The sequence below is a fragment of the Massilia soli genome, from assembly GCF_016809835.1.
In the GTDB taxonomy this organism is placed as follows: Bacteria; Pseudomonadota; Gammaproteobacteria; order Burkholderiales; family Burkholderiaceae_D; genus Telluria_A; species Telluria_A soli.
In genome coordinates, this window is the sequence record NZ_JAFBIL020000001.1 from 689,640 (window position 1) to 709,005 (window position 19,366).

A 19,366-nucleotide genomic window follows, 5' to 3' on the forward strand; every position below is an offset into this window, starting at 1 on the left:
CCTTTAGACCGAAGGGACGACATGAACATATAGCAGCACATCCTCGCATGCTGGATAACGTCATAGACTACATGTCACCTCCAGAATATGGAGCCGAATGGCAGTTGGCGAAGGCATCTGTCGCGCTTTTAGATTCGCCCGTGGCGGACCAAGTTTATGACTATCGCCCTGCGCTCAAGCTTTTAGGTTACGTGGGGCGGCACGAAGGAACGGCCGGGTTGAAAGCGGATTTCGAGCGATTTTACGGCGAAGGTCTTCTGAAGTATTTTTTTAAGCCGCGACTTGATGGGAATCGCGTCGGCTGGATTGACGAGATTGTGCGCAAGCCGCGCCGCGCTCTGCATCCTCTGAAGCACCTAACGATTTCGCTTTTTATCGAACGCCACCCGCGTAGGCTTCTGGAGTCCGCTGTTCCACAGAAGGAAAAGACATGGGGCATATACCGTGTAGAGCACCGTCGTGCGGAAGCGCGAGAGCTCGCCGACCGTGGATTCTCGACGAACGCTGTCGCGGCAAAGCTAGGTGTGGACTGGAAGACGGCCGAGCGAATGCTTTCTTCACTCCCCGTATCGGAGCCGCGGCGCGGCGTCCAACAAGATGAGCGGGACCAGGGCGCATGGTTGGGCTTAAGGAGGGAAAATCCAAACGCATCCCGAACGGAGCTAAGACGGTTGGACCCGTCGCTCTACGCTCGCCTTTATCGAGCGGACCGGCAGTGGCTGATGACTCATGGGCCGTTACGGTTGGCGGCAAACAACGGTAGGAACAGCGCTCGCGTTTGTTGGGCCACTCGAGACCATAAGCTGAGCGAAACCGTTCTGGCCGAGGTAGCTTCATTGAGAAGTCGCTGCCCTCCTCTTAGAGCGTCGAAAAATCGCGTGCTCGCCAATTTGGAACTTCGCGCACTTGTTCACCATTATGGCGACAAGCTTCCAAGGACAGTTGCGACCCTTAACGCCATGTGCGAGGGCGTCCCCGATTTTCATCTACGGAGACTTACAGCTGAGGTTTCGAAACAGCGGACAAGTGGAAGGCCACTATCACCATCGGCAGCGCTACGTCGAGCCGGCATTAATGCTGCAAGATTCGCCGACGGTGGCGCGGCATTACTTGCCGCCGCCGTTTCGGCTAGCATTTTTTCGCAAGATAAAAACTAAGGGATGCAAATGAGCATGGCCACAAGTTCAAGTGTTGGATGGGTTGTTGGGTGGGCGCGTGCGCGAAGCGGTATGGAGTTGCGTGCACTTGTTCCGGAAGGGCTACGCTGGGCGGAGGTACCAGTCCTACGTGATTTTTTGCTGACATCGCGGAGCTTCGAACCATCCCTGAGTCCCTTCAAGCGTTTAGTTGGGAGTAACCTTAAATTTGATATAGGGGATATGTCCAATCTGTCAGCACTCATCGAGCCAGGAAGGTTCATAGGACACATTCTTCCCGCCGCGCGACGTTCTGAACACGCGGTCTATATCGTCGATACAGAGCAAGGTCCTATCTACGTTCCTGCGATGCTGCTTATTCGGGCACTTTGGTACTGGTCAAAGCGGGCCGGCTCAATTTTGATGACTCCGAACGGTTTGGATATTCATGTCAGCGCGGCCAAGGACAGGGGCGATTTCATAGAATGCTCGGCAAGTCGGAAGCTCGCATCTTCCCAGCCAAGCGACCTGCTCCTTCGGCGCCTGGCGTGGCTTTCTCTTTGCGATGACGCACGGCGCTCTTGGACGAGCGTACTCCGCCACGCTCATCAGGGCCGTCTTGGACTGACGCTGCCAAAGGCAAGCATACAAGGCTGGGCATGGGGCGTGGAAATGCACGGGGGTTTGCTGGCAGCGGAGTTGATGTCGGTTGATATTCGGTTCGAGCTTCCTACTACGCCCATGATGCTTCGTATCGGGACGGCGATTTACGACGTTCCTACTTGGATGCCTCAAGTTGCCAGCGACGTTCACCATGCGGCATCACAACTGCAATTTCGCGGAGGAGCTAATGGTTGACAAAGTGAATTCGTCTATTTCGGATGAGGAAGCATACGCACAGGTTCCTTCAAACTTCCCACGCCCTGTTCGCCTTGGCGCGCTACCAGGGGCACAGCCAAAATTGTTGGCTTCGCATTACAACGGGCGGTTCTACGCGCCTGGCAGTAGTCCGCCCGAAGTATTCGAGCGATGGACCGTATGTGAAGACTTGGCACAACAGCTTGCTACGAAGTCACTCGAATCGAAAGCGGGCAAGCGTTCGCATTTGACCGAGGCGGAAATATTAGACCAGTACCTGCCGCGCCTCATCGCCACCCACTGGACTTCAGAAGCGGAGGCCAAGTGGGTCATTCGGCGGACTGCTGAGCTTTTAAACTGGCCTGCGCCGTCGTCTGTTGCATCCGCTCAAGAAGATTTAAAGTGACGCTTTCGACGAGACAGAGGGGAACTCCTCAACTTAGGCAAGTTAAACGTTGGTAACCCTGTGGAAGGGGGCGCTATGCAGCAAGGATGTGAATCAAAGACACCGCGAGGCGGTGGTGGGCTAAAGGTTTGCTACCTCGACTTTGATGGTGTCTTGCATGACGATTCAGTTTACTGGAACTCAAAGATTGGCATCCACATCCGGCAGCCTGGTCGCACGTTGTTCGAGTGGATGCCGGTCCTCGAAAAACTCCTCCTCCCCTACCCTGATGTGAGGATTGTCCTATCGACGTCGTGGGTACGAGTCAAGAGTTTCGAGTTCGCCAAGCGTGAATTATCGCCAGCGCTGCAGGCGCGCGTTGTAGGTGCCACGTACCACAACCGTGAAATTCAAAAATTCGATTTTGATAATATGTCTCGGGGCGCGCAGGTCCTCGCCGACGTTCATCGTCGTGACCCGGCGAGTTGGTTTGCCATTGACAACGATGGCCTTGGCTGGCCCGATGCGCACAAAGATAAGTTAGTGTTGACTGATGACCGAACCGGCATAAGTGACCGAACTGTGCAGGAGAATATCAGAAAAATGTTGGAGAGATTCCGATGACGAATCAGTCTTCTTGTCAGGTGCCCCGGAACGATGGCAATGGTACTTGAACGGCAAATCGGCGAAGCTGAAGCTCGTGCTGATGCGAAACGAAAGTTGACGCAAAATTAAAGTTGACACTGAAGCTCGTCGTATAGCGGAGGCGCGCACGAAGTCAGGGAAGACGTGGTTCCGGCGACCGCATGTCGGGACAACGTCCACAAGGATGCAGTCATTCTGGAATGTGCGGAGAGTGAGTCGGTCAGCTCAAGGAGCTGACCGGTCCAGATTGTCGACCGAATAAAATCCCGAGGGACGTCGAAGCTGAGTTCCATTAACGCGCAACAAACGTTCGCTCCACGGTTACCTCTGCGTCTTTTATACGTAATACAAAGTCGCTACTTTTCGAGGTTTTCAAGAATTTGTCGTCATCGCTCGACTCCGCAAGTTTATACCCAGCTGCGTCAATCCAATCTATGCTGCTACCTCGCCGTAGCGGCACGACATCGTACCTAAATTTGGCGCCATTTGTACCGGACAGCTTAGCGGGCCAGGAGGTAACACCGCTGACGTTCGACGTTGGAAGTTCAAGGCTTTGTTGCCATGCCAAAAAGAGTTGAGGGTCTATAAAATCGTCGGCTTGTGGGGATGGGATTTGACCTACAAGCCATTTTTTGAATTGCGGCAGCATTTCTTCTGCGGCAGTCCGGGTCTTTGCCAGCGCTTGGGTCATGGCAAAAGCTACGAATGGCTCAAGGGTGCCCCAACGGAGAAGTTCCTTCGCCCAGAAACCAATCCATGGCAGTCCGGTTGCTTCCTTCCATTCCGCCAGAGACGGGACTTTAAGCGGGTCATCAATTCCCTTCGCCCAAGCCTGTGATGCGACGGCGCCAAGAGCTACCCCAAGCCTGAATTCAAGATTTTCTGAAACAAAGCGTTGCCAGCTTCGGAGGTCATCCGGCGTGGGTTTATGCGCGGACGGAACATTCATCCACCACCCAAGCACTGTGGGCCATGTAGACATCAAAACTCGCCCAGACACGGAATTTTGTGTCTTGAAGCCGAAGCCTCTGTCACTAACGAGTGGCATGGCCAGGTCCTTAAAAAGCTGAAGTCGCTGCTCGGGAGCCTCGATACCATAATTTGTCGCGTCGGCGACCAATGAGTGCAAGATTGTGGCTGTCTTCTCGAAGCGCCTACCGACAATAGGGGTGAACCCATATTGATACAGCCGCTTTCGTTCGTCTGCATCTGGATATAGCGTTGTTACGACCGCCACGCCACGCTTAATGAATGCCGCCTCAAGCCATTCTTCGCTCCGTCTCACAACAGCAGTGAACGTCGTCTTCCATACCTCAGCAAGTAAACTTTCTACCTGGCTTGGAAGCAGCTCATCCGCAGAGGCTTTTAACTCTTCGATTGAATTCAGTAGAATTGAGTCAAGCTCGTCGAGAGTGTCCGCTAATCGCGCAGGTGCTGAACTTGCCCCGCTTCCCGCCTCATCAGAAATTTGAAGCGGAGCCGTCACTTCGAGCCATCGCAAAAAATCACCTGGTGCGCGTAAATTCAATACGCTTTCAACTTTGTCCTTTAGTGTGGCTATCAACAATCCAAGAGGGCTTACAACCTCATGTGCAGCGCGCTCTTCCGCAAGTAGCCGTCCAAGCAAGTTTGAATAATTCTGGTTTAGCTCGGCAATTTGCCTGCCTTGCGATGCGCGCTGGGATTTTGCGGTTGTGCTAGGCGTCTGCGGCAGCGCGACCAATATCATTCCTTCCATCCCATCCGCTGACCCAGGGCGCCCAGCGCGGCCCGCCAAGTTCCGAAACTCTGCGGTTGGCATTTCGTTTACGATACGAACCGCATTTGCTTCATCGAAAGAGCTTCGTTGAAGTGACGTTAGGAAAATCAGGTCAAATGGCAGGTTCACTCCTTCGGTCAAGGTAGCAGTAGCGACAGCAATCGCACATACTTTTCGCTCAATTAGACTTACCATCAAGCGCCGCAACCGCTGCGGCATCTGGCCATGGCTCGTTACGATTCCCCGGTCTAGGAGGGCGAGCTCATGCGAGTCGACACCACAATAGTCAATGCATGTCTCCCGAGCCTCCTGGAATAATGCAGAAAGCGTTGCGTTTCCATGGACTGCGGGATTTCCCAAGCCTTCCCACCCCTTCATATTTAACGCTTCGGCATACCACTTCATTGTCCTCTCCGGCGACTGCATGACGGAAATGAGGATACGCCGCCGTCCTTCAACAAGTTGAAGTCCTGTCCATAGAACCTGTAATTGATTAAAATGATTTAGGCTATTTCTAATCGTCGCTCCAGGCTTTGGCATTTGTTGGAACCGCAAACCGATGAAAACTGGTTCCTGGCGGTTTCTGACGAAAAGCGGCTGGCCGTTGAGATGGTCCAACACTATACGACCAGGCCCAGTAGGAGAAACTTCCAGAGCACCGACGAGTTGCCTTGTACTCCGATAATTGGCACCTACCGGAACCGCGTTCGTCGAACCTTCAATCCAATCTGCAACCGGTTGAGCGGCACCGCCGGCAACAGCTGTCAGTGCTATTCGTACGATGTTGGGCTTTCTAGCCAAAAGCCTGGAAACAAAGCTTTCAAGCCGAATTGACCGATTGTTATGCTCCGCAAAGGAATCCTCTCCGCGTTTGGTGTCATCTGCGACAACTTGGTGAGCCTCGTCTACTATCAGCAGGCGTAGTCGCGAAAGGAGAAGGGGCCCTGCGTAGCGCATTAACGCATCGGCTTTTTCCACGGTCGCAATCAGTACACTTGGCTTATTGGAGTTTATCCAGTAGTCGGTGATACCCCAGTCTGCGCCGCCGTACAAGCCCGTGATTATTAGGTCGCGTCCCAGTTCGCTGGACAGTTTGCTTTCTACTTCTCCGGCCAGTGCCCTGGACGGGACGAGATACAGTGCTAAAGGAGCTGGCCCTTCTACCACAGGAACTAACAGTTCTTTGAGTAATGCGAAGTTTGCTACTAGAGTTTTCCCAGAACCAGTGGGTGTGCAGAGTGCGAACGAACTGCTCTCAAGCAGTCTGCTAAGGCCACGTTGTTGTGATGGCCAGAGTGTGCCCCTTGCGCGGCTGAACTGTTCCCTGGCGAATAGCTGGAGTCGACCAGCAAAATCATTGTTCAGCGATGCAAGGGCGTTCGCAGGAGCATATATGCTATTTACGACATACCCCTCAGCTGAGTCATTTATCAGATTCAGGAGCGCAGACATAGCCTCGCTGCAGGTACGAGCGGCATAGTTCGCCAAGGCTTTTAGTTTAGACAGGGCTTGGTTAAGTCTAATGTCATTACCCCGACGGAGTGCGTCGGAGAAGAGCCCAACGCCGCGGACCAACTCAACAGTAATATGCCACTCGAAGCGGTCCTCAGCTTGTTCATCAAGTAAACCTCTAGCCCCCTCCACCGATGTAAGGGAAGGGTGTTGCACCCAAAATTCAGTTGCGTGGCTGACAACCGAATCGAAATCGCCTCCTAAAAACGCAGCGATTAATGCTGCGCCCGGCTCGCTATCGTCAACTTGGCGTAACAGCCCTGTAGCCATTGCAGGAAGCCCGCCAAGTTGGTATGCTCCGGCCGCCAAAAGCTCGATTGGCGCTTCCGCCGCGACGTTCCCTTCCCCCGACCGCACGAGCCATTCAAGCAATTCTCCAGCCCGGCGGTAACAATCCAAGGCATGGGGCGAATTTCTCCCTTGCGTTTGACGAAAGATTCCCGCCACATGCAACAGACGCTTTGCATCTCTGAATTGGTCGTTCGATTCGCGTTCGCCCCAACGATTCAACGGGACGTCCCAAGACAACTGTAAGCACCGAACGAAAAGCCTTGCTTGCGACGCCGTTAATATGTTCTCTTTGCCCAAGACTGCATGCACTTGATTCGCGATTTCCAGCCGCTGCTCGTTGAGGTCAGCCATTTGTCACTCCAGACCACAAGGTGTCGTAGACTTGTTTTATTAAATCCCCTCCCTTTTCCAAGAACGCCTCCACTACGTACAATTCCCTGCCTGCCTGATATTCGCTCGGTAGTGTATCGGAGCGGACAAAAGTCTCGCCCGGTTTTCTCTTGCTAGGGCTCCCGCCGGAAAAGACAACCAAATCCGTTCGGGGTACAGTATGCGATGGGTTGATTGCAAGAATTTTGTCCAACGAAAGAATTGCATTTGCATACTTTATCGGTTCCCGTTCAATCAGAATGGCTTGTAACTGGAGCAGTCCCTCTGGAACCGTAGGTGCTTCCTCGAAAGCGCGCCAAATACCGTCTTTTCCACGAAGCGGCATCCCGCCAGTTTTCGCCGTCTCTCGACTTCCAAGCAGAAGGTCCTCAACACTAAGTTTGGAAAGGGAACCTCTATATTTTGACTCACCAACGATAATCCTCTCGATGTTCTTGTCTGAGTCAAACCCAACTCCGATAAAATCATCGCCGAGTCGCCCCCATAGCTGACGAGTACGACTTGGGTCTCTCGCCAAAAAAAAGAGGTACTTGCCGGCGTCATCGTGATGGCGAAATAGGAAAACCGGTACTGACCACGAGTGCTTTTCGTGTTGTGCCTGGTAGGCTTCAACCACTAAACCTGCGAATACTTCACCAAAAATTCCGTGCCGGGCCTTCTGGGGGAGGCTAGTTGGATATTGACATGTGGAGCTGCTACCTAGCGAATCCGGATGAAGGTCGATTTTCGCGTACTCATGAAAAAAACGCCTGGCATCTGTGTGCGCCGACTCAAAATACGGACGCAGTTGCGCAGCTAGGTCTGCAGGTGCCGTCGCGCTCGACTCCAAAAGTAGATGCGTATATCCCGGTACCGTCGTTGCCGATTCTTTGAGCCAAGCTTTTAATGTAGAGACAGGTACGGGACAAGTATGCATAGTTCATTAGTAGTTGATAAATTGCCCAAACGGGAGAAACGTACGCTGCTCGATGGTCCAACGCTTTAAAAGGCCAAGACGCGTAGGTCAGCGCACATTAAAGATAGCGGCGCGTACCACCTAAATCACCGATTGGGTTTAAGCAGGCCTTGAACAAGCGTATTGCATGTTCGACAACAAAGAACTAGAGTCAGTTTGGTGGTGAAGTTATAATTTAACAAGTGACAAGTCTACGCGATTTAACATGGCTACATGCAATAGATTGACCTTGAGCGATTCTGAGCGGGTTTGCTGTAGGCCTTTGCGGCCCGGACTCATTTCGTGGAAATTTCGCAGTAGCAGAAACGGGACGTTGTAGAGGGCGTTTCTGGATGTAGGTCAGCACCTTCTGCGTCGTGCAAAAATGCAGCGAATGTCGGCGGCGGTGGGTAGTGTTATGTGCCGGGCATGAGTAAAAGCCGCTTATAACGCAGGCATGTTACTGCAATTTTGGCCACCGATTGGTAGCTGACGTTGGCGGCCAACTTGGACCGAGTCGTAATTAAAGGAACATTTTCACGATGCCACATAGCGAAGAATACGTCCGCAAGGCGGTGGAGAGTGCGATATTAGAGCTCATTAGTGCGGACTCTCTTCTGCTTGACGCCAATTGTAGCGAACGTAGCATTACCCATCAATTGGCGACGCATTTATCTAAGCATTTTACTGGCTATCACGTGGATTGCGAATACAATCGGGACGGTTTCGAAGTCAAAAAACTTCAGTTGGATGAACGGACAGTTCGCGCCGACCGGCTTGACGCTATAACAGTTTTTCCCGATATTATTGTTCACGTTCGAGGCACTTCAGACGCAAATCTGCTTGTCGTCGAGGTGAAGAAGGCGTCCTCATCAGTCAACAATTCATATGATATTGCTAAGCTCCAAGCGTTCAAGACGCAACTACTCTACGACTTTGCAGTGCACGTCGTAATTGGATACAAACGCGACGGCAGTTTTGTTAACCGGCAATCCTGGCAGTGAATTAAGGCGCGACGAATGGGTCAAATCCGGGAGGATGTGCAGGATTTTCGGTTGCTGCATTGACACGTGGATGTTTTATACCGCCCGGTAATCGACAATATTTCTCTACCCCGGCGAAAGCTCTGCTCAGACCTTCAGTGTCGCCTTCATGAGTAAGCGACTCTAGTGGGGATTGTCGACATTCAGTCCTTGCACCGTAAGGTTTTTCGCGTCGCCCTGTAAGCAACATAATTTTGTGCGCACAGTGATCCGCTTTGGAAAAGCGAGTGTCTAGCAAACTCGTGGCGATTCAGGGCCGCTTTGGCCATCGACAGTCAGGGTCTGGATACTCGTCGACATGAAAAATATTCTTCGAAAACCTGGTCTCCTCGGGCTTGCACTCATCTTATCGATCACGCTGGCACTCATGTCAGCGTACATCGAGCGTGTGGGCCCGGAAAAGGCGTCATATGGGAATCTGTGTGGGCCAACCGGCTCCGATCAGTGCTATAAGCCCGTGTTGAAAGGCGGGTTCCCATTTCCGTTCTTGTTCGATACGCCAGGCGTCTCGGTAGAGCGTCAGCTTTCCTTTGGCGAAGATAAGCTGCGCGTAGATGCTCTGGTCGCCAATATTGCCGTATATTGCGGCCTCTTGATACTGATGGTGTGGCTGCTTCGCAATGCAGCTGGACGATTTGCACAAGCCGTTGCGTCGGACGAGTGAATTAGCAGTCGATAGTGGACTGGATACGGGCGCAACGAGTGGGCTCCGACGTTCATCCGCAACACTTCCATATATATCGAAATGTCTTGACCGCGACGTGCTGCCGTTGTATTCTTCATTCGTCGAATAACGAATTAGGCGCCGGCCGAGAAGTTTGCGACCTCGCTGACACCGGAGGCCAATCTGCGTTCGTTGTTTTTCGACCCAATGTTCGCTATTTCACGAACAACGAATAGCAGATCTAATCAGCTGAAGCAATCCATTCCAGGAGCTCACCATGAAAAATGAAAACGTACAAAATTTGCCAGTCGCAGTCCTCGGTGCCGGACCAGTCGGGCTTGCCGCTGCTGCCCATCTGATAGAGCAGGGCTTGACGCCGTTGATCTTCGAGGCCGGCGCCGCCATCGGCGCCAACCTGGCGACCTATCGTCACGTTCGCCTGTTTTCGCCTTGGCAGTACAACATCGACATGGCGGCCCGCCGCCTCCTGCTGGCCTCCGGCTGGAACGAGCCCGCAGGCGACGATCTGCCTACCGCAGGCGAATTGCTCGACCAATATCTTGCCCCGCTCGCTGCGATCCCTACCCTCGGCACGAATCTGCTGCTGCGCTCGCGCGTTACTGCGATCACGCGGAGCGGATTCGACAAGGTGAAAACGAAAGGACGTGAGCGCGCACCGTTCCTGATCCGCGCGGATACACCCGACGGGCCGCGCCAATTCCTGGCCAGCGCAGTCATCGACGCTACAGGCACCTGGTCCCATCAAAATCCGCTCGGCGCTGACGGCATCCCAGCCGTTGGCGAGCAGGCCCTCGCCCACCGCATCAGCTATGGCATGCCCGATGTGCTCGGCGCGGAGCGCGAAACCTATGCCGGGAAAAAGATCCTGGTGGTAGGCGCCGGACATTCGGCGGCAGGTGCCTTGCTCGCCCTCGCGCAGCTTGCCCAGCACCATCCAGGTACCCAGCTTGTCTGGGCCACACGTGGTGACCAGCTGGCGCGGGTGTTCGGCGGCGGAGACGCGGACGGCCTCAAGGCGCGTGGCGAGCTTGGCATGCGCTTGAAAGCCTTGCGCGACGCGGGTGGCCTTGAAATGCGGCAGAACTTCCGCATCCTGTCGCTGACCGACACGGCCGGCAAGATTGTCGTGACGGGCGAGCCGCTGGATGGACCTGCTCCGGTTATCGACGGCATCGACAGGATCATCTGCGCTGCCGGCGCTCGGCCCGATCTGGCGCTCACGCGCGAACTGCGGGTGCGCCATGATCCCTGGCTTGAGAGCACGGATGCCCTTGCACCGTTGATCGATCCAAACGAACATAGCTGCGGCAGCGTGCGCCCGCACGGGCACCGGGAACTGGCACATCCCGAACCTGGCTACTATGCGGTCGGCGCCAAAAGCTATGGCCGGGCCCCCAACTTCCTGTTGGCGACTGGGTACGAGCAAGTGCGCTCGGTGGTCGCCGCCTTGGCAGGAGACCTGGCCGCGGCGGATGATGTCCAGCTGAACTTGCCGGAAACGGGCGTGTGCAACACCCGCCAGGCCTACGTGGCGCAGCAGGTCGCACCTGCCTCCTGTGGCGTTGCGTCGCCGTCCAATGACGGCGGCTGCCGCACGCGGACTGAAGTGCGCTGCTGCGTTTGATCTGGCTGAGCGCGCAATCGGTGTCCCGGCCGTTGAAAACCATCGGCATCCTGGCGGTGACGCAAATCGTCTCCTGGGGAACGCTTTACTACGCGTTCACCGTCCTGGCGGCGGGCATGCAGCGTGACCTCGGTCTTGCGCCAGAGCTCGTGTTCGGCGCATTCTCCTGGGGTTTGCTGACTGCTGGCCTGGCGGCGGCACCCGCTGGCATCCTGCTTGACCGCTACGGCGGACGCCACGTGATGGCGTCGGGTTCATTGGCCTGCGCGATCGGTCTGGCCGTGCTGAGCCAGGCGGGCGGTGCCGTGTCGCTTTACATCGCATGGACGCTGATCGGCGCCGCAATGGCCCTGACCCTGTACGAAGCCGCATTCGCAACAATCAACCGAAAGGTCGAGACCGGTTCCAGGCAAGCGATGTCCACCTTGACGCTGTTTGGCGGCTTTGCCAGTACGCTGTTCTGGCCGCTCACCGCCAGCATGGAGTCGGCGCTGGGCTGGCGTGACACGTATCTGTGCTTCGCCTTGATGCAGGTATTACTCTGCATGCCCTTGCACCTCTGGCTCGATGCTGACCCGGTGCCGAAGGTGCGGCTTGACCGCCGTAAAGAGGGCTCGGGGCATCGCTTGAAACAGGCATTACGCCATCCCGCGTTCTGGACCCTGGCACTGGCGTTTTCGGCGAGCACATTCGTGTTTTCAGCAATGTCGGCGCACCTGCTCCCACTGCTCGAACGCCTCGGGCTGTCGCTATCCACCGCGGTCTTGCTGGCATCGCTGATCGGGCCCATGCAGGTGGCCGGACGGGTCGGGGAAATGACGCTCGGACGTCATGCGCAAGCGCAAACGATCGGAATGCTGGCGTTCGCCATGCTGCCCGCTGCGCTGCTCGTGCTTGGCTTGTTCGGATCGAAGGCCTGGATGGCGGCCCTGTTCTGCATCCTGTATGGAATGAGCAACGGCATCATGACGATTCTGCGCGGCGCCATTCCGCAAGCCTTGTTTGGCCGCGAGGACTATGGGGCGATCGCTGGCGCCATGGCAGGTCCATCGTTAATCGCCAAGGCGGCAGGGCCGTTCGCGGCTGCATTGCTGCTTCGCCCCGAGGGTGGGACTACGCCGCTGCTCGCAGTGCTTTTGGCTGTTTCGATCGCCTCGCTTGTCTTCTACCTGCGTGCCGTGCAGATGGCGCGCGCTGTCGATCGCGAAAGCCTTTGACAAGCACCCCGCCTGACTACTAAGCTTAGTTCGCCAAATAACGAATAGCCACTGCCATGTCAAAGTCTTGCAGCTCTCCCGTCACCCTCCGCACTGCGAGTCCCGACATCGATGTAGAGGATCTTGCGCGTATGTGCAAGGCGTTGTCGCACCCCGCACGCGTTCAGCTGTTCCGGCACCTGCTCGATTATGGCGAGTGCTATTTTGGGAGCCTGGCCGATGTCCTTCCCCTGGCGCCCTCCACTATCTCCAAGCATATCTCGATCTTGAAGGATGCCGGCCTGATCGAAGGATCGTCCGATGTGCAGCGGGTTTGCTATTGCGTCAACCAAGAGCGGCTTCAGCAGTTCAAGCGCGTGACCGCAGGGCTGTAGCACCAGCGCTCCAGCCCCGCAATCACCCACCCCTGCACAGTCGGCATGCCGGATCAGGGAACCCGCACCACACGCCACACCGTATTCGCCAAGTCATCGGCGACAATCAGTGCCCCGCGCGGGTCGACAGTCACGCCAACCGGACGCCCGCGCGTCTTGCCTGCGGCATCGCGGAAACCGGTGACGAAGTCAACTGGCTCGCCCGAAGGACGCCCATTGACGAACGGCACAAAGATCACTTTGTAGCCGACCGGCTTAGCACGGTTCCAACTGCCGTGTTCGCCGATGAAAACGCCATTGGTAAAGTTTTCGCCCATCGATGGCTTGGAGAAATCCAGGCCAAGGGCAGCGACGTGCGAGCCCAGGCTGTAGTCGGGCTTGATGGCGGCCGCGACCTTGTTCGGATCCTGTGGCTTGACCCGGGTGTCCACGTTCTGTCCCCAATAGCTGTAAGGCCAGCCGTAGAATCCGCCTTCGCGCACCGAGGTCAGGTAGTCCGGCACCAGGTCCGGTCCCAGTTCGTCACGCTCGTTGACCACCGTCCACAATTGGCCGGTTTCCGGTTGAATCGCCATCGCCGTTGGATTGCGCAGGCCCGTCGCGTACGGCTTGTAGGCGCCGGTCTTGCTGTCGATTTGCCATACCATCGCACGGTCGACTTCCGCCTCCATGCCGCGCTCGGTGATATTGCTGTTCGATCCGATGCCGACGTACAGGAAGCGCCCGTCGGGGCTAATGGTCATGGCCTTGGTCCAGTGGTGATTGATCTGGGAAGGCAGCTTCGCGATACTGGTCGGCGCGCCGCTGGCCCGGGTCTGGTTGTCCTGGTAGTCAAAACTGACCAGCTCGTCCTGGTTCGCGACATACAACTTGTTATTGGCATACGCCAGGCCGTACGGTGCATTCAGGTTTTCCGCGAAGACGGTATTTAATTCATACACACCGTCGCCATTGGCATCGCGCAGCAAAGTCAGGCGGTTGCCGCCTTTGACTTTCGTATTGCCCTGCGCCTTGATATAACCAGCGATGACGTCTTTGGGTTTGAGTTTCGCCGCGTTGCCGCCACGGCCTTCCGCCACCAGGATATCGCCATTTGGCAGCACCAGCGTTTGCCGGGGAATCTTCAGGCCTGTCGCAATCGCCGTGACGGTGAAGCCCTTTGGCACGGCCGGCTTCTGGTCGCCCCATGCCGTAGGTTCAGCGATCTCCATGCTCGGCAAGACACCGCGCTGGGGCGCTGGCAACTTGGGATCCGGCCCATAAGCCGAGGTGTCGCTGCCATTCTCGGAACATGCCGCCAGCATCAGGGTCGTGCTTATTAGCGCTAGTGTGTGCAGTGGTTTCATTGTCCGCCTCCCGTACGCAGTTTCAGTCCAACCCATACTGCCGCGCAGGCCAGCACTGCAACGATGATCGACAGCACCAAACCGGCCGGCATTGCCGCCCAGGCGTCCTTTGCATGCTGGAAGGCGTTGAACAGCCCAAGCACCCAGGTTGCCAGCAGCAAAAGGACGTACACCAGCGGCTGACCTTTTTTATGATTGGCCCGGATGAGGTTTACCAAGGCAAATAGCAGCGCGAGTCCGCAAAACAGCAAGCCGCCGGCAATCAGCCACGATGCGAAATTGGCCCACTGGATTTGATAGCTCTTGAAGTAGGCGATGTCACTCAGCAGTGCGCCGAGGAATAATGGGACTGTCCCCGCGAGTAAGGTCGTATGTAGCAGGCCAGGAGGAGATTGATAGGCCGGGATGGCCGTGGCGTGGGGCGACATGGGATTGTCCTTTTGAGGATTTTAATTATCTAAATCATATCGACTATAGGCAGCCCCTGTCGCATGGTTGACGCCGGCGCATCAAAAACGCCATGTCATTGTTGAGTGCGGAATCCAATAAGCCCTTACTGTGCAAGGCTTGGCGGCGCAGCGATAACCGATGCTAAAGCCGGGCAGCGGACTTGAATTACGCGGCCGCGGCATCCTCAAGATGGGCGCCTGCCGGCGCGGGCACGACGTTGTTGTGGCAAGCGCGCTTCGCACACTCCACGGTGACACACGCAAAAAAAAAGCTGCGTGCTTTCGCCCGCAGCTGTTTCTGGCATGTTCTTCGCTTAAGCGGGTTTGGCGCGCCGAACCTGTTCGCGCAAGGCAGTGCGCTCGGCCTTCGCTGCATCGAACTGCGAACGCAGCGTGGTGATTTCCGCTGCGAAGTTATCGCGCGCAGTGACGGCGCCGACCAGTTCCATCTCGGCAGCCAGCCGCGCATCGGACTCCGCCGCCAGAGCGGCGACGTTGCGCTCGACTTGTTCGCGCAAGATCGCCAGTTGCGCATCCTTGCCGTCGATCGCCAGCTGGTCTTTTGCCTTTCCTACAAGCGCATCGGTAGCAAGCCTGCGCGCATCGCGCAGTTCAATGGTCAGCCGCTCAATTTCGTCGCTGCGTTCGCTTGCCATCGCCATCGACTGGTCGCGTTCCGACGTCAGCGTGTCCACCTCGGCGGCCAGTTCTTCGCGTTCGGCTTCCAGCGCCTCGCCGGACTTGCGCAGCACTTCAATATCGCTGTCGGCCGCTGCCAGCGCGTCGCGCGTCGCGGCGCCTGCGTCCTCGGCGAATTGCTGTGCCCACTGGCCCAGCGCCGCGGCCAGCGCCTCGGGTATGTCGGCCTTGATCGGCGCGGCCGGCTTGGCCTGGCTCTCGCGCCAGCTTGCCAGGTGCTTGTGGATTGCGTGCGGTGAACCCGAGCCCAGACGCTCGCGAACCGTGTCGATGGTGACCTGCTCGCCGTCGTCCTGTAAGCCGATGGCCGCCGCCGATACCTCGTCGAATGTGACTTCCTGGCGTGCCATTTGCCTTCTCCATTCCATAAATTAATTGCGGTATCGAATCATACGCTACGCAACGGCAACATTGGCGCGAGCGGACAGGCACTGTCGCGCCACGCATACAAAGCCGGTTTCGGGAATGCGCAAGGCAGGTGAAGGCGCGGCCCGAAGCGCGGCCAGGCAAGTGAAACGTCAGGCAGAATTGCTTTTCGCCTTGAAATGCAGCTGCACCGCCGACGTGCCGCCCTCCGCGACCCGCTTGCGTTCCTCCTTGACCGCCATCTGCTCGAGCGTGACTGCATCGAGCACGTCCAGGAATGCCGCCGTCGCCTTCGCCAGCTCGCCTTTCAGCGAACATGCCGCCGAATAGATGCAGCCGCTTGACGCCTGGTCGAAACATGAGGCCATGTAAAAGTCGGTTTCTGTATTGCGAACCACTTCGCCGATGATAATTTCGCACGGCTCGCGCCCCAGCCGCAGGCCGCCGTTGCGGCCCCGCACAGTGACAATGTACCCAAGCAGCCCAAGATGGTGGACCACCTTGGTCAGGTGGTTCTTGGCGATTCCATGGGCATCGGCAATATGCCGGACGGTGACAAGCTGCTCGCGGTTCAAGGCAAGAAAGATCAGCGTGCGCAGCGAGTAATCGGTGTAAGCGGTCAGCCTCATGTTCCATGGTCCTGTTGGTGGCGCAGCTGGAACCATTTTACCCTCGCAGGGCCGAACCAGTGGGGCGCCGGGGTTTTTCTGGCAATGCTTTCTTGCCGGCGAACCGCGCGCCTGCGAATGCGCGCCGTCAACATGACGCGCATGGGAAAGACTACGCTTGAGCGTCGACATCGCCAATGGTTCCAAGCACATGCGCCTGGTTTCGCTCACCCTCGTCTTCTTGCTGCTCAGTTCGCCTGCCCATGCGGCGATGGGGGACCAGCTGGTCACTGCCGCCAGGAAGCAAATCGGCGTCACGCTGCTCTACGATGGGCGCTACCAGCGCTTGGCCTATCCGGGCGGGGACGTGCCGATCAATGTGGGCGTGTGCACCGATGTCGTGATTCGCGCCTACCGCCATCTCGGCATCGATCTTCAGCAGAAGGTGCACCAGGACATGCGCAAGGCATGGCAGTCCTATCCGCATCCACCGGCGTGGGGCTTGAAGAGGCCCGATACCAACATCGACCACCGCCGGGTGCTGAACCTGGCGGCATTTTTCAAGCGCCATGGCCGCGCGCTGGTGCCCACGCAAGCCAAGCACGATTACCGTCCTGGCGATGTCGTCGCCTGGCTGCTACCGGGCGCCCTTCCGCATATTGGCATCGTGTCCGACCGCCGCTCCAACGCCGGAACCCCACTCATCATTCACAACATCGGCGCGGGAACCGAGGAGAGCGATATCCTGTTTGCCTACAAGCTGACAGGCCATTACCGTTACCCGGGCGAACCCGGTGCGCATCAGTGACAAAATATCCACCTTGCATTCCCTGGCTGGGATATAGTTAAAAATCAACTTTCACCCTCGGCCAGTCATGCGCGCTTTTGTCAGTCTCTGTCTCGTTCCATTGCTTCTGCAGCCGATCGCGGCAAGCGCCGCACCCCCCGTGGCCGCGACCCATGAGTGCGTCCGAAACGGCGGCAACATCGCCGAGGAACGCTTTGTCCGGATCGGCGGCATTGAGCAATGGATGACGATCCGGGGCGCCAGCTGCGCCAATCCGGTGGTGCTGATCGTCCACGGCGGCCCTGGCAATCCCATGACCCCGTATGCGGAGCGGCTCTATGGCGCCTGGGAAAAGGATTTCACGCTGGTGCAGTGGGACCAGCGCGGCGCCGGGCGCACCTTCGGCCGCAACAAGGGCAGTGCGGACGCGATCCTGTCGGTTGAGCGGATGGCCAAGGACGGTATCGAAGTGGCCGAATATGTGCGCGGCCGCCTGGGCAAGCAGAAACTGATCCTCAAGGGCGGATCGTGGGGTTCGGTACTGGGCGTGCATATGGCCAAGATGCGGCCGGACCTGTTTGCGGCCTATGTCGGCACCAGCCAGCTGGTCAGCCATCCCGCGAACATCGCCGCCAGCTATGACAGGGTGCTCGAACGCGCACGCGCGGCGGGCGATAGCAAGACCGTCGCATCGATTGAAGCCCTCGGACCGCCGCCATGGAAGAACCCGCGCAACTTCGGCGTTCTGCGCCGCGCCACCCGTGTCTACGAAGGCAAGGCAACCGATCCGGCGCCGAAGGCCTGGTGGACAAAAGCCCCGGGATACGCCACTGCCGAAGCCGAGGCCGAGTACGAGGCCGGCGAGGATTACGCCTTCCTGCAGTTCGTTGGCATGGACAACAACGGCATGCTCAGCACAATCGACCTGCCAAAGCTCGGCACGCGCTTCGACATCCCCGTCTACCTGATCCAGGGCACCGAGGACCTTGTGACGACGAAAGAAGTGACGAAAGTGTATTTCGATAGCATCACGGCGCCGCATAAAGACCTGATCCTGCTCGAACGGGTCGGCCATGATCCGAACGCGGCGATGCTGGACGCGCAGTACAAGGTGCTTCAAAGCCTGCGCGCGCGCTGATCAGGCCATTCGCGGGCCGCCTTTGCCGCGGCGGTCGAACAGGACGCTGCGCCTGAGCCGGACGCCGCTCGAGCGAATGCCGCTGACCACGCCCCATGCGGCTGCCCAGCGCTTGGCACGCTCTTGTTCCTGCGAAGATTCGGAACTCATTGCGCGCCCAATTGCTGCGGCCATGCGCTGCATCGCGTATGCTTTTCGTTCATCTTTCGGACGGCGATTCATAAAAAATAACCCGCTACAGAAGCTGTTGGAATCACACTATCGTTCCCAACAGCGCCAAGACTGTGCGTTAACGAACCGTTCCGGGCGTCCAAACGGGTTTTTCGCGCCTTACGTGCGGTCGCGCAATTTATTTGAATACGGCTGGAAATTTTTCGTCGCGTACGCGCCATCTATCGATGGCGCAGTTACTCATCCGGCGCTCAAGGTTTTCCCCATGCATACCGCGCTTGCCGGACACAACCTGGCGAACTGTGCGCTCTCGCGCAATGCCTCCGGCGCGGCATCGCGCGGCAGTTCCTGGTAGCCGTGATCTTCAAAGAATCCGGATGCGCTGGTGGTCAGCAGGAACAGGTGGGCGATACCGGTATTGCGCGCGTGCGCCTCGATCGCCTCCACCAGGTGGCGGCCTTGCCCGGTTCCCTGCCGGGAAGCATCAACCGCAAGCGAACGCAACAGCGCATCGCTACCGTAGCGCTCGATTCCGACACAACCGACGATCGCACCGTCTTTTTCAACCACCAGAAAGTCCGGCAACAGGGAGGTGCCGATGTCGGAAAACGGCAGCCCGGCATTCTCGAGGATTTCGCCGATCGTGGGCAGATCTGCGCTTGTTGCTTGTCGTATTGTTGCCATGAAATCTCCTCGTGCTTCGTCAGTCGTGCTTCAGTCATTATTAAGTAAGTTTGGCGCGCCATCTTGCGTCCCCGGCGCGGCGTGTCAGGCCGGTTTAGCTACCATCAAATAAAGTACTGCAAGGAAGGCGAAAAATGCCGCGACGCCAACAACGACGCGCCACGCCGCTTCATTCATCATCCATCGCGCGTGACAATTCATTCGCGCGAGGACGTTATGGATTAGTGGAAACTGCACTGCACCGCAATGCGGCTAGTGTAAGCCA

The 19,366-nt window shown here is 57.1% G+C and carries 19 protein-coding genes; 11 read left to right on the forward strand and 8 right to left on the reverse strand.

The genetic code is table 11. The features are described from left to right. Positions 1–47 precede the first annotated feature (47 nt). The 4 genes from I4X03_RS03180 (at position 48) to I4X03_RS03195 (ending at position 3,003) form a co-directional block, all read left to right on the forward strand. Positions 48–1,157: a TnsD family Tn7-like transposition protein gene (locus tag I4X03_RS03180; protein ID WP_223466238.1), complete on the forward strand. Its 1,110-nt coding sequence runs from the start codon at positions 48–50 to the stop codon at positions 1,155–1,157. 222 nt (positions 1,158–1,379) lie between these two features. Continuing rightward, positions 1,380–1,994 carry a hypothetical protein gene (locus I4X03_RS03185; RefSeq protein WP_223465496.1) on the forward strand — a complete coding sequence of 205 codons (615 nt, stop codon included), beginning with the start codon at positions 1,380–1,382 and terminating at the stop codon, positions 1,992–1,994. Then, on the forward strand, positions 1,987–2,400 hold the full coding sequence (locus tag I4X03_RS03190) for a hypothetical protein (protein WP_223465498.1): 414 nt from the start codon (positions 1,987–1,989) through the stop codon (positions 2,398–2,400). Before I4X03_RS03185 ends, I4X03_RS03190 begins: the two co-directional genes overlap by 8 nt. Positions 2,401–2,475: 75 nt before the next feature. Beyond that, positions 2,476–3,003 carry an HAD domain-containing protein gene (locus I4X03_RS03195; protein ID WP_223465500.1) on the forward strand — a complete coding sequence of 176 codons (528 nt, stop codon included), beginning with the start codon at positions 2,476–2,478 and terminating at the stop codon, positions 3,001–3,003. A 313-nt stretch (positions 3,004–3,316) separates the two neighbouring features. Here the strand turns inward: I4X03_RS03195 and I4X03_RS03200 are convergent, their stop codons facing one another. After that, on the reverse strand, positions 3,317–6,937 hold the full coding sequence (locus tag I4X03_RS03200; RefSeq protein ID WP_223465501.1) for a DEAD/DEAH box helicase: 3,621 nt from the start codon (positions 6,935–6,937) through the stop codon (positions 3,317–3,319). Beyond that, the gene (locus I4X03_RS03205; RefSeq protein ID WP_223465502.1) at positions 6,930–7,892 is read right to left on the reverse strand and encodes a hypothetical protein; all 963 of its coding nucleotides are present in this window, start codon (positions 7,890–7,892) and stop codon (positions 6,930–6,932) included. Before I4X03_RS03205 ends, I4X03_RS03200 begins: the two co-directional genes overlap by 8 nt. Positions 7,893–8,452: 560 nt before the next feature. On the opposite strand from I4X03_RS03205, the gene I4X03_RS03210 reads away from it, so the two are divergent. From I4X03_RS03210 to I4X03_RS03230, 5 genes are all read left to right on the forward strand, one after another. Next, the gene (locus I4X03_RS03210; protein WP_223465503.1) at positions 8,453–8,914 is read left to right on the forward strand and encodes a hypothetical protein; all 462 of its coding nucleotides are present in this window, start codon (positions 8,453–8,455) and stop codon (positions 8,912–8,914) included. Positions 8,915–9,251: 337 nt separating this feature from the next. Continuing rightward, entirely contained in the window at positions 9,252–9,617 is a 366-nt protein-coding gene (locus I4X03_RS03215) for a hypothetical protein (protein WP_223465504.1), read from the forward strand. Between the two features lie 277 nt (positions 9,618–9,894). Then, on the forward strand, positions 9,895–11,262 hold the full coding sequence (locus I4X03_RS03220) for an NAD(P)-binding domain-containing protein (RefSeq protein ID WP_223465506.1): 1,368 nt from the start codon (positions 9,895–9,897) through the stop codon (positions 11,260–11,262). Next, complete coding sequence (locus I4X03_RS03225) at positions 11,259–12,479, forward strand: MFS transporter (protein ID WP_223465508.1); 1,221 nt, start codon at positions 11,259–11,261, stop codon at positions 12,477–12,479. Before I4X03_RS03220 ends, I4X03_RS03225 begins: the two co-directional genes overlap by 4 nt. A 131-nt stretch (positions 12,480–12,610) precedes the next feature. Then, positions 12,611–12,853, forward strand: coding sequence for an ArsR/SmtB family transcription factor (locus I4X03_RS03230; protein WP_223465513.1), 243 nt, complete (start codon positions 12,611–12,613; stop codon positions 12,851–12,853). A gap of 53 nt (positions 12,854–12,906) precedes the next feature. Here I4X03_RS03230 and I4X03_RS03235 read toward each other — a convergent pair whose 3' ends face one another. From I4X03_RS03235 to I4X03_RS03250, 4 genes are all read right to left on the reverse strand, one after another. Beyond that, positions 12,907–14,157, reverse strand: a complete 1,251-nt coding sequence (locus I4X03_RS03235) for a PQQ-dependent sugar dehydrogenase (RefSeq protein ID WP_370660485.1) — start codon at positions 14,155–14,157, stop codon at positions 12,907–12,909. A 38-nt stretch (positions 14,158–14,195) separates the two neighbouring features. Continuing rightward, a complete protein-coding gene (locus I4X03_RS03240; protein WP_223465516.1) occupies positions 14,196–14,627 on the reverse strand; it encodes a DUF2231 domain-containing protein in 432 nt (143 codons plus the stop codon). Between the two features lie 335 nt (positions 14,628–14,962). Next, positions 14,963–15,697 carry a DNA-binding protein gene (locus tag I4X03_RS03245; protein ID WP_223465527.1) on the reverse strand — a complete coding sequence of 245 codons (735 nt, stop codon included), beginning with the start codon at positions 15,695–15,697 and terminating at the stop codon, positions 14,963–14,965. A 168-nt stretch (positions 15,698–15,865) separates the two neighbouring features. Further along, positions 15,866–16,513, reverse strand: coding sequence for an RrF2 family transcriptional regulator (locus I4X03_RS03250; RefSeq protein ID WP_307735329.1), 648 nt, complete (start codon positions 16,511–16,513; stop codon positions 15,866–15,868). Between I4X03_RS03250 and I4X03_RS03255 the strand changes: the two genes are divergently transcribed. Next, entirely contained in the window at positions 16,500–17,129 is a 630-nt protein-coding gene (locus I4X03_RS03255; protein WP_223465529.1) for a DUF1287 domain-containing protein, read from the forward strand. The two genes, I4X03_RS03250 and I4X03_RS03255, sit on opposite strands and share 14 nt — an antisense overlap. Positions 17,130–17,268: 139 nt before the next feature. Further along, positions 17,269–18,246 carry an alpha/beta fold hydrolase gene (locus I4X03_RS03260; RefSeq protein WP_223465531.1) on the forward strand — a complete coding sequence of 326 codons (978 nt, stop codon included), beginning with the start codon at positions 17,269–17,271 and terminating at the stop codon, positions 18,244–18,246. On the opposite strand, the gene I4X03_RS03265 is transcribed toward I4X03_RS03260, so the two are convergent. Then, positions 18,247–18,396 (reverse strand): hypothetical protein, encoded by a 150-nt coding sequence (locus I4X03_RS03265; protein ID WP_223465533.1) that lies wholly within the window; start codon positions 18,394–18,396, stop codon positions 18,247–18,249. It lies immediately after the preceding gene. A 261-nt stretch (positions 18,397–18,657) separates the two neighbouring features. Further along, positions 18,658–19,101, reverse strand: a complete 444-nt coding sequence (gene arsN2 / locus I4X03_RS03270; protein ID WP_223465550.1) for an arsenic resistance N-acetyltransferase ArsN2 — start codon at positions 19,099–19,101, stop codon at positions 18,658–18,660. Between the last annotated feature and the right edge of the window lie 265 nt (positions 19,102–19,366).

Coding starts and splice junctions, on each gene's coding strand:
- I4X03_RS03180 (WP_223466238.1), top strand. CDS start 48: ATGCTGGATAACGTCATAGACTACATGTCACCTCCAGAATATGGAGCC.
- I4X03_RS03185 (WP_223465496.1), top strand. CDS start 1,380: ATGTCCAATCTGTCAGCACTCATCGAGCCAGGAAGGTTCATAGGACAC.
- I4X03_RS03190 (WP_223465498.1), top strand. CDS start 1,987: ATGGTTGACAAAGTGAATTCGTCTATTTCGGATGAGGAAGCATACGCA.
- I4X03_RS03195 (WP_223465500.1), top strand. CDS start 2,476: ATGCAGCAAGGATGTGAATCAAAGACACCGCGAGGCGGTGGTGGGCTA.
- I4X03_RS03200 (WP_223465501.1), bottom strand. CDS start 6,937: ATGGCTGACCTCAACGAGCAGCGGCTGGAAATCGCGAATCAAGTGCAT.
- I4X03_RS03205 (WP_223465502.1), bottom strand. CDS start 7,892: ATGCATACTTGTCCCGTACCTGTCTCTACATTAAAAGCTTGGCTCAAA.
- I4X03_RS03210 (WP_223465503.1), top strand. CDS start 8,453: ATGCCACATAGCGAAGAATACGTCCGCAAGGCGGTGGAGAGTGCGATA.
- I4X03_RS03215 (WP_223465504.1), top strand. CDS start 9,252: ATGAAAAATATTCTTCGAAAACCTGGTCTCCTCGGGCTTGCACTCATC.
- I4X03_RS03220 (WP_223465506.1), top strand. CDS start 9,895: ATGAAAAATGAAAACGTACAAAATTTGCCAGTCGCAGTCCTCGGTGCC.
- I4X03_RS03230 (WP_223465513.1), top strand. CDS start 12,611: ATGTGCAAGGCGTTGTCGCACCCCGCACGCGTTCAGCTGTTCCGGCAC.
- I4X03_RS03235 (WP_370660485.1), bottom strand. CDS start 14,157: ATGCTGGCGGCATGTTCCGAGAATGGCAGCGACACCTCGGCTTATGGG.
- I4X03_RS03240 (WP_223465516.1), bottom strand. CDS start 14,627: ATGTCGCCCCACGCCACGGCCATCCCGGCCTATCAATCTCCTCCTGGC.
- I4X03_RS03245 (WP_223465527.1), bottom strand. CDS start 15,697: ATGGCACGCCAGGAAGTCACATTCGACGAGGTATCGGCGGCGGCCATC.
- I4X03_RS03250 (WP_307735329.1), bottom strand. CDS start 16,513: ATGTCGACGCTCAAGCGTAGTCTTTCCCATGCGCGTCATGTTGACGGC.
- I4X03_RS03265 (WP_223465533.1), bottom strand. CDS start 18,396: ATGAGTTCCGAATCTTCGCAGGAACAAGAGCGTGCCAAGCGCTGGGCA.
- arsN2 (WP_223465550.1), bottom strand. CDS start 19,101: ATGGCAACAATACGACAAGCAACAAGCGCAGATCTGCCCACGATCGGC.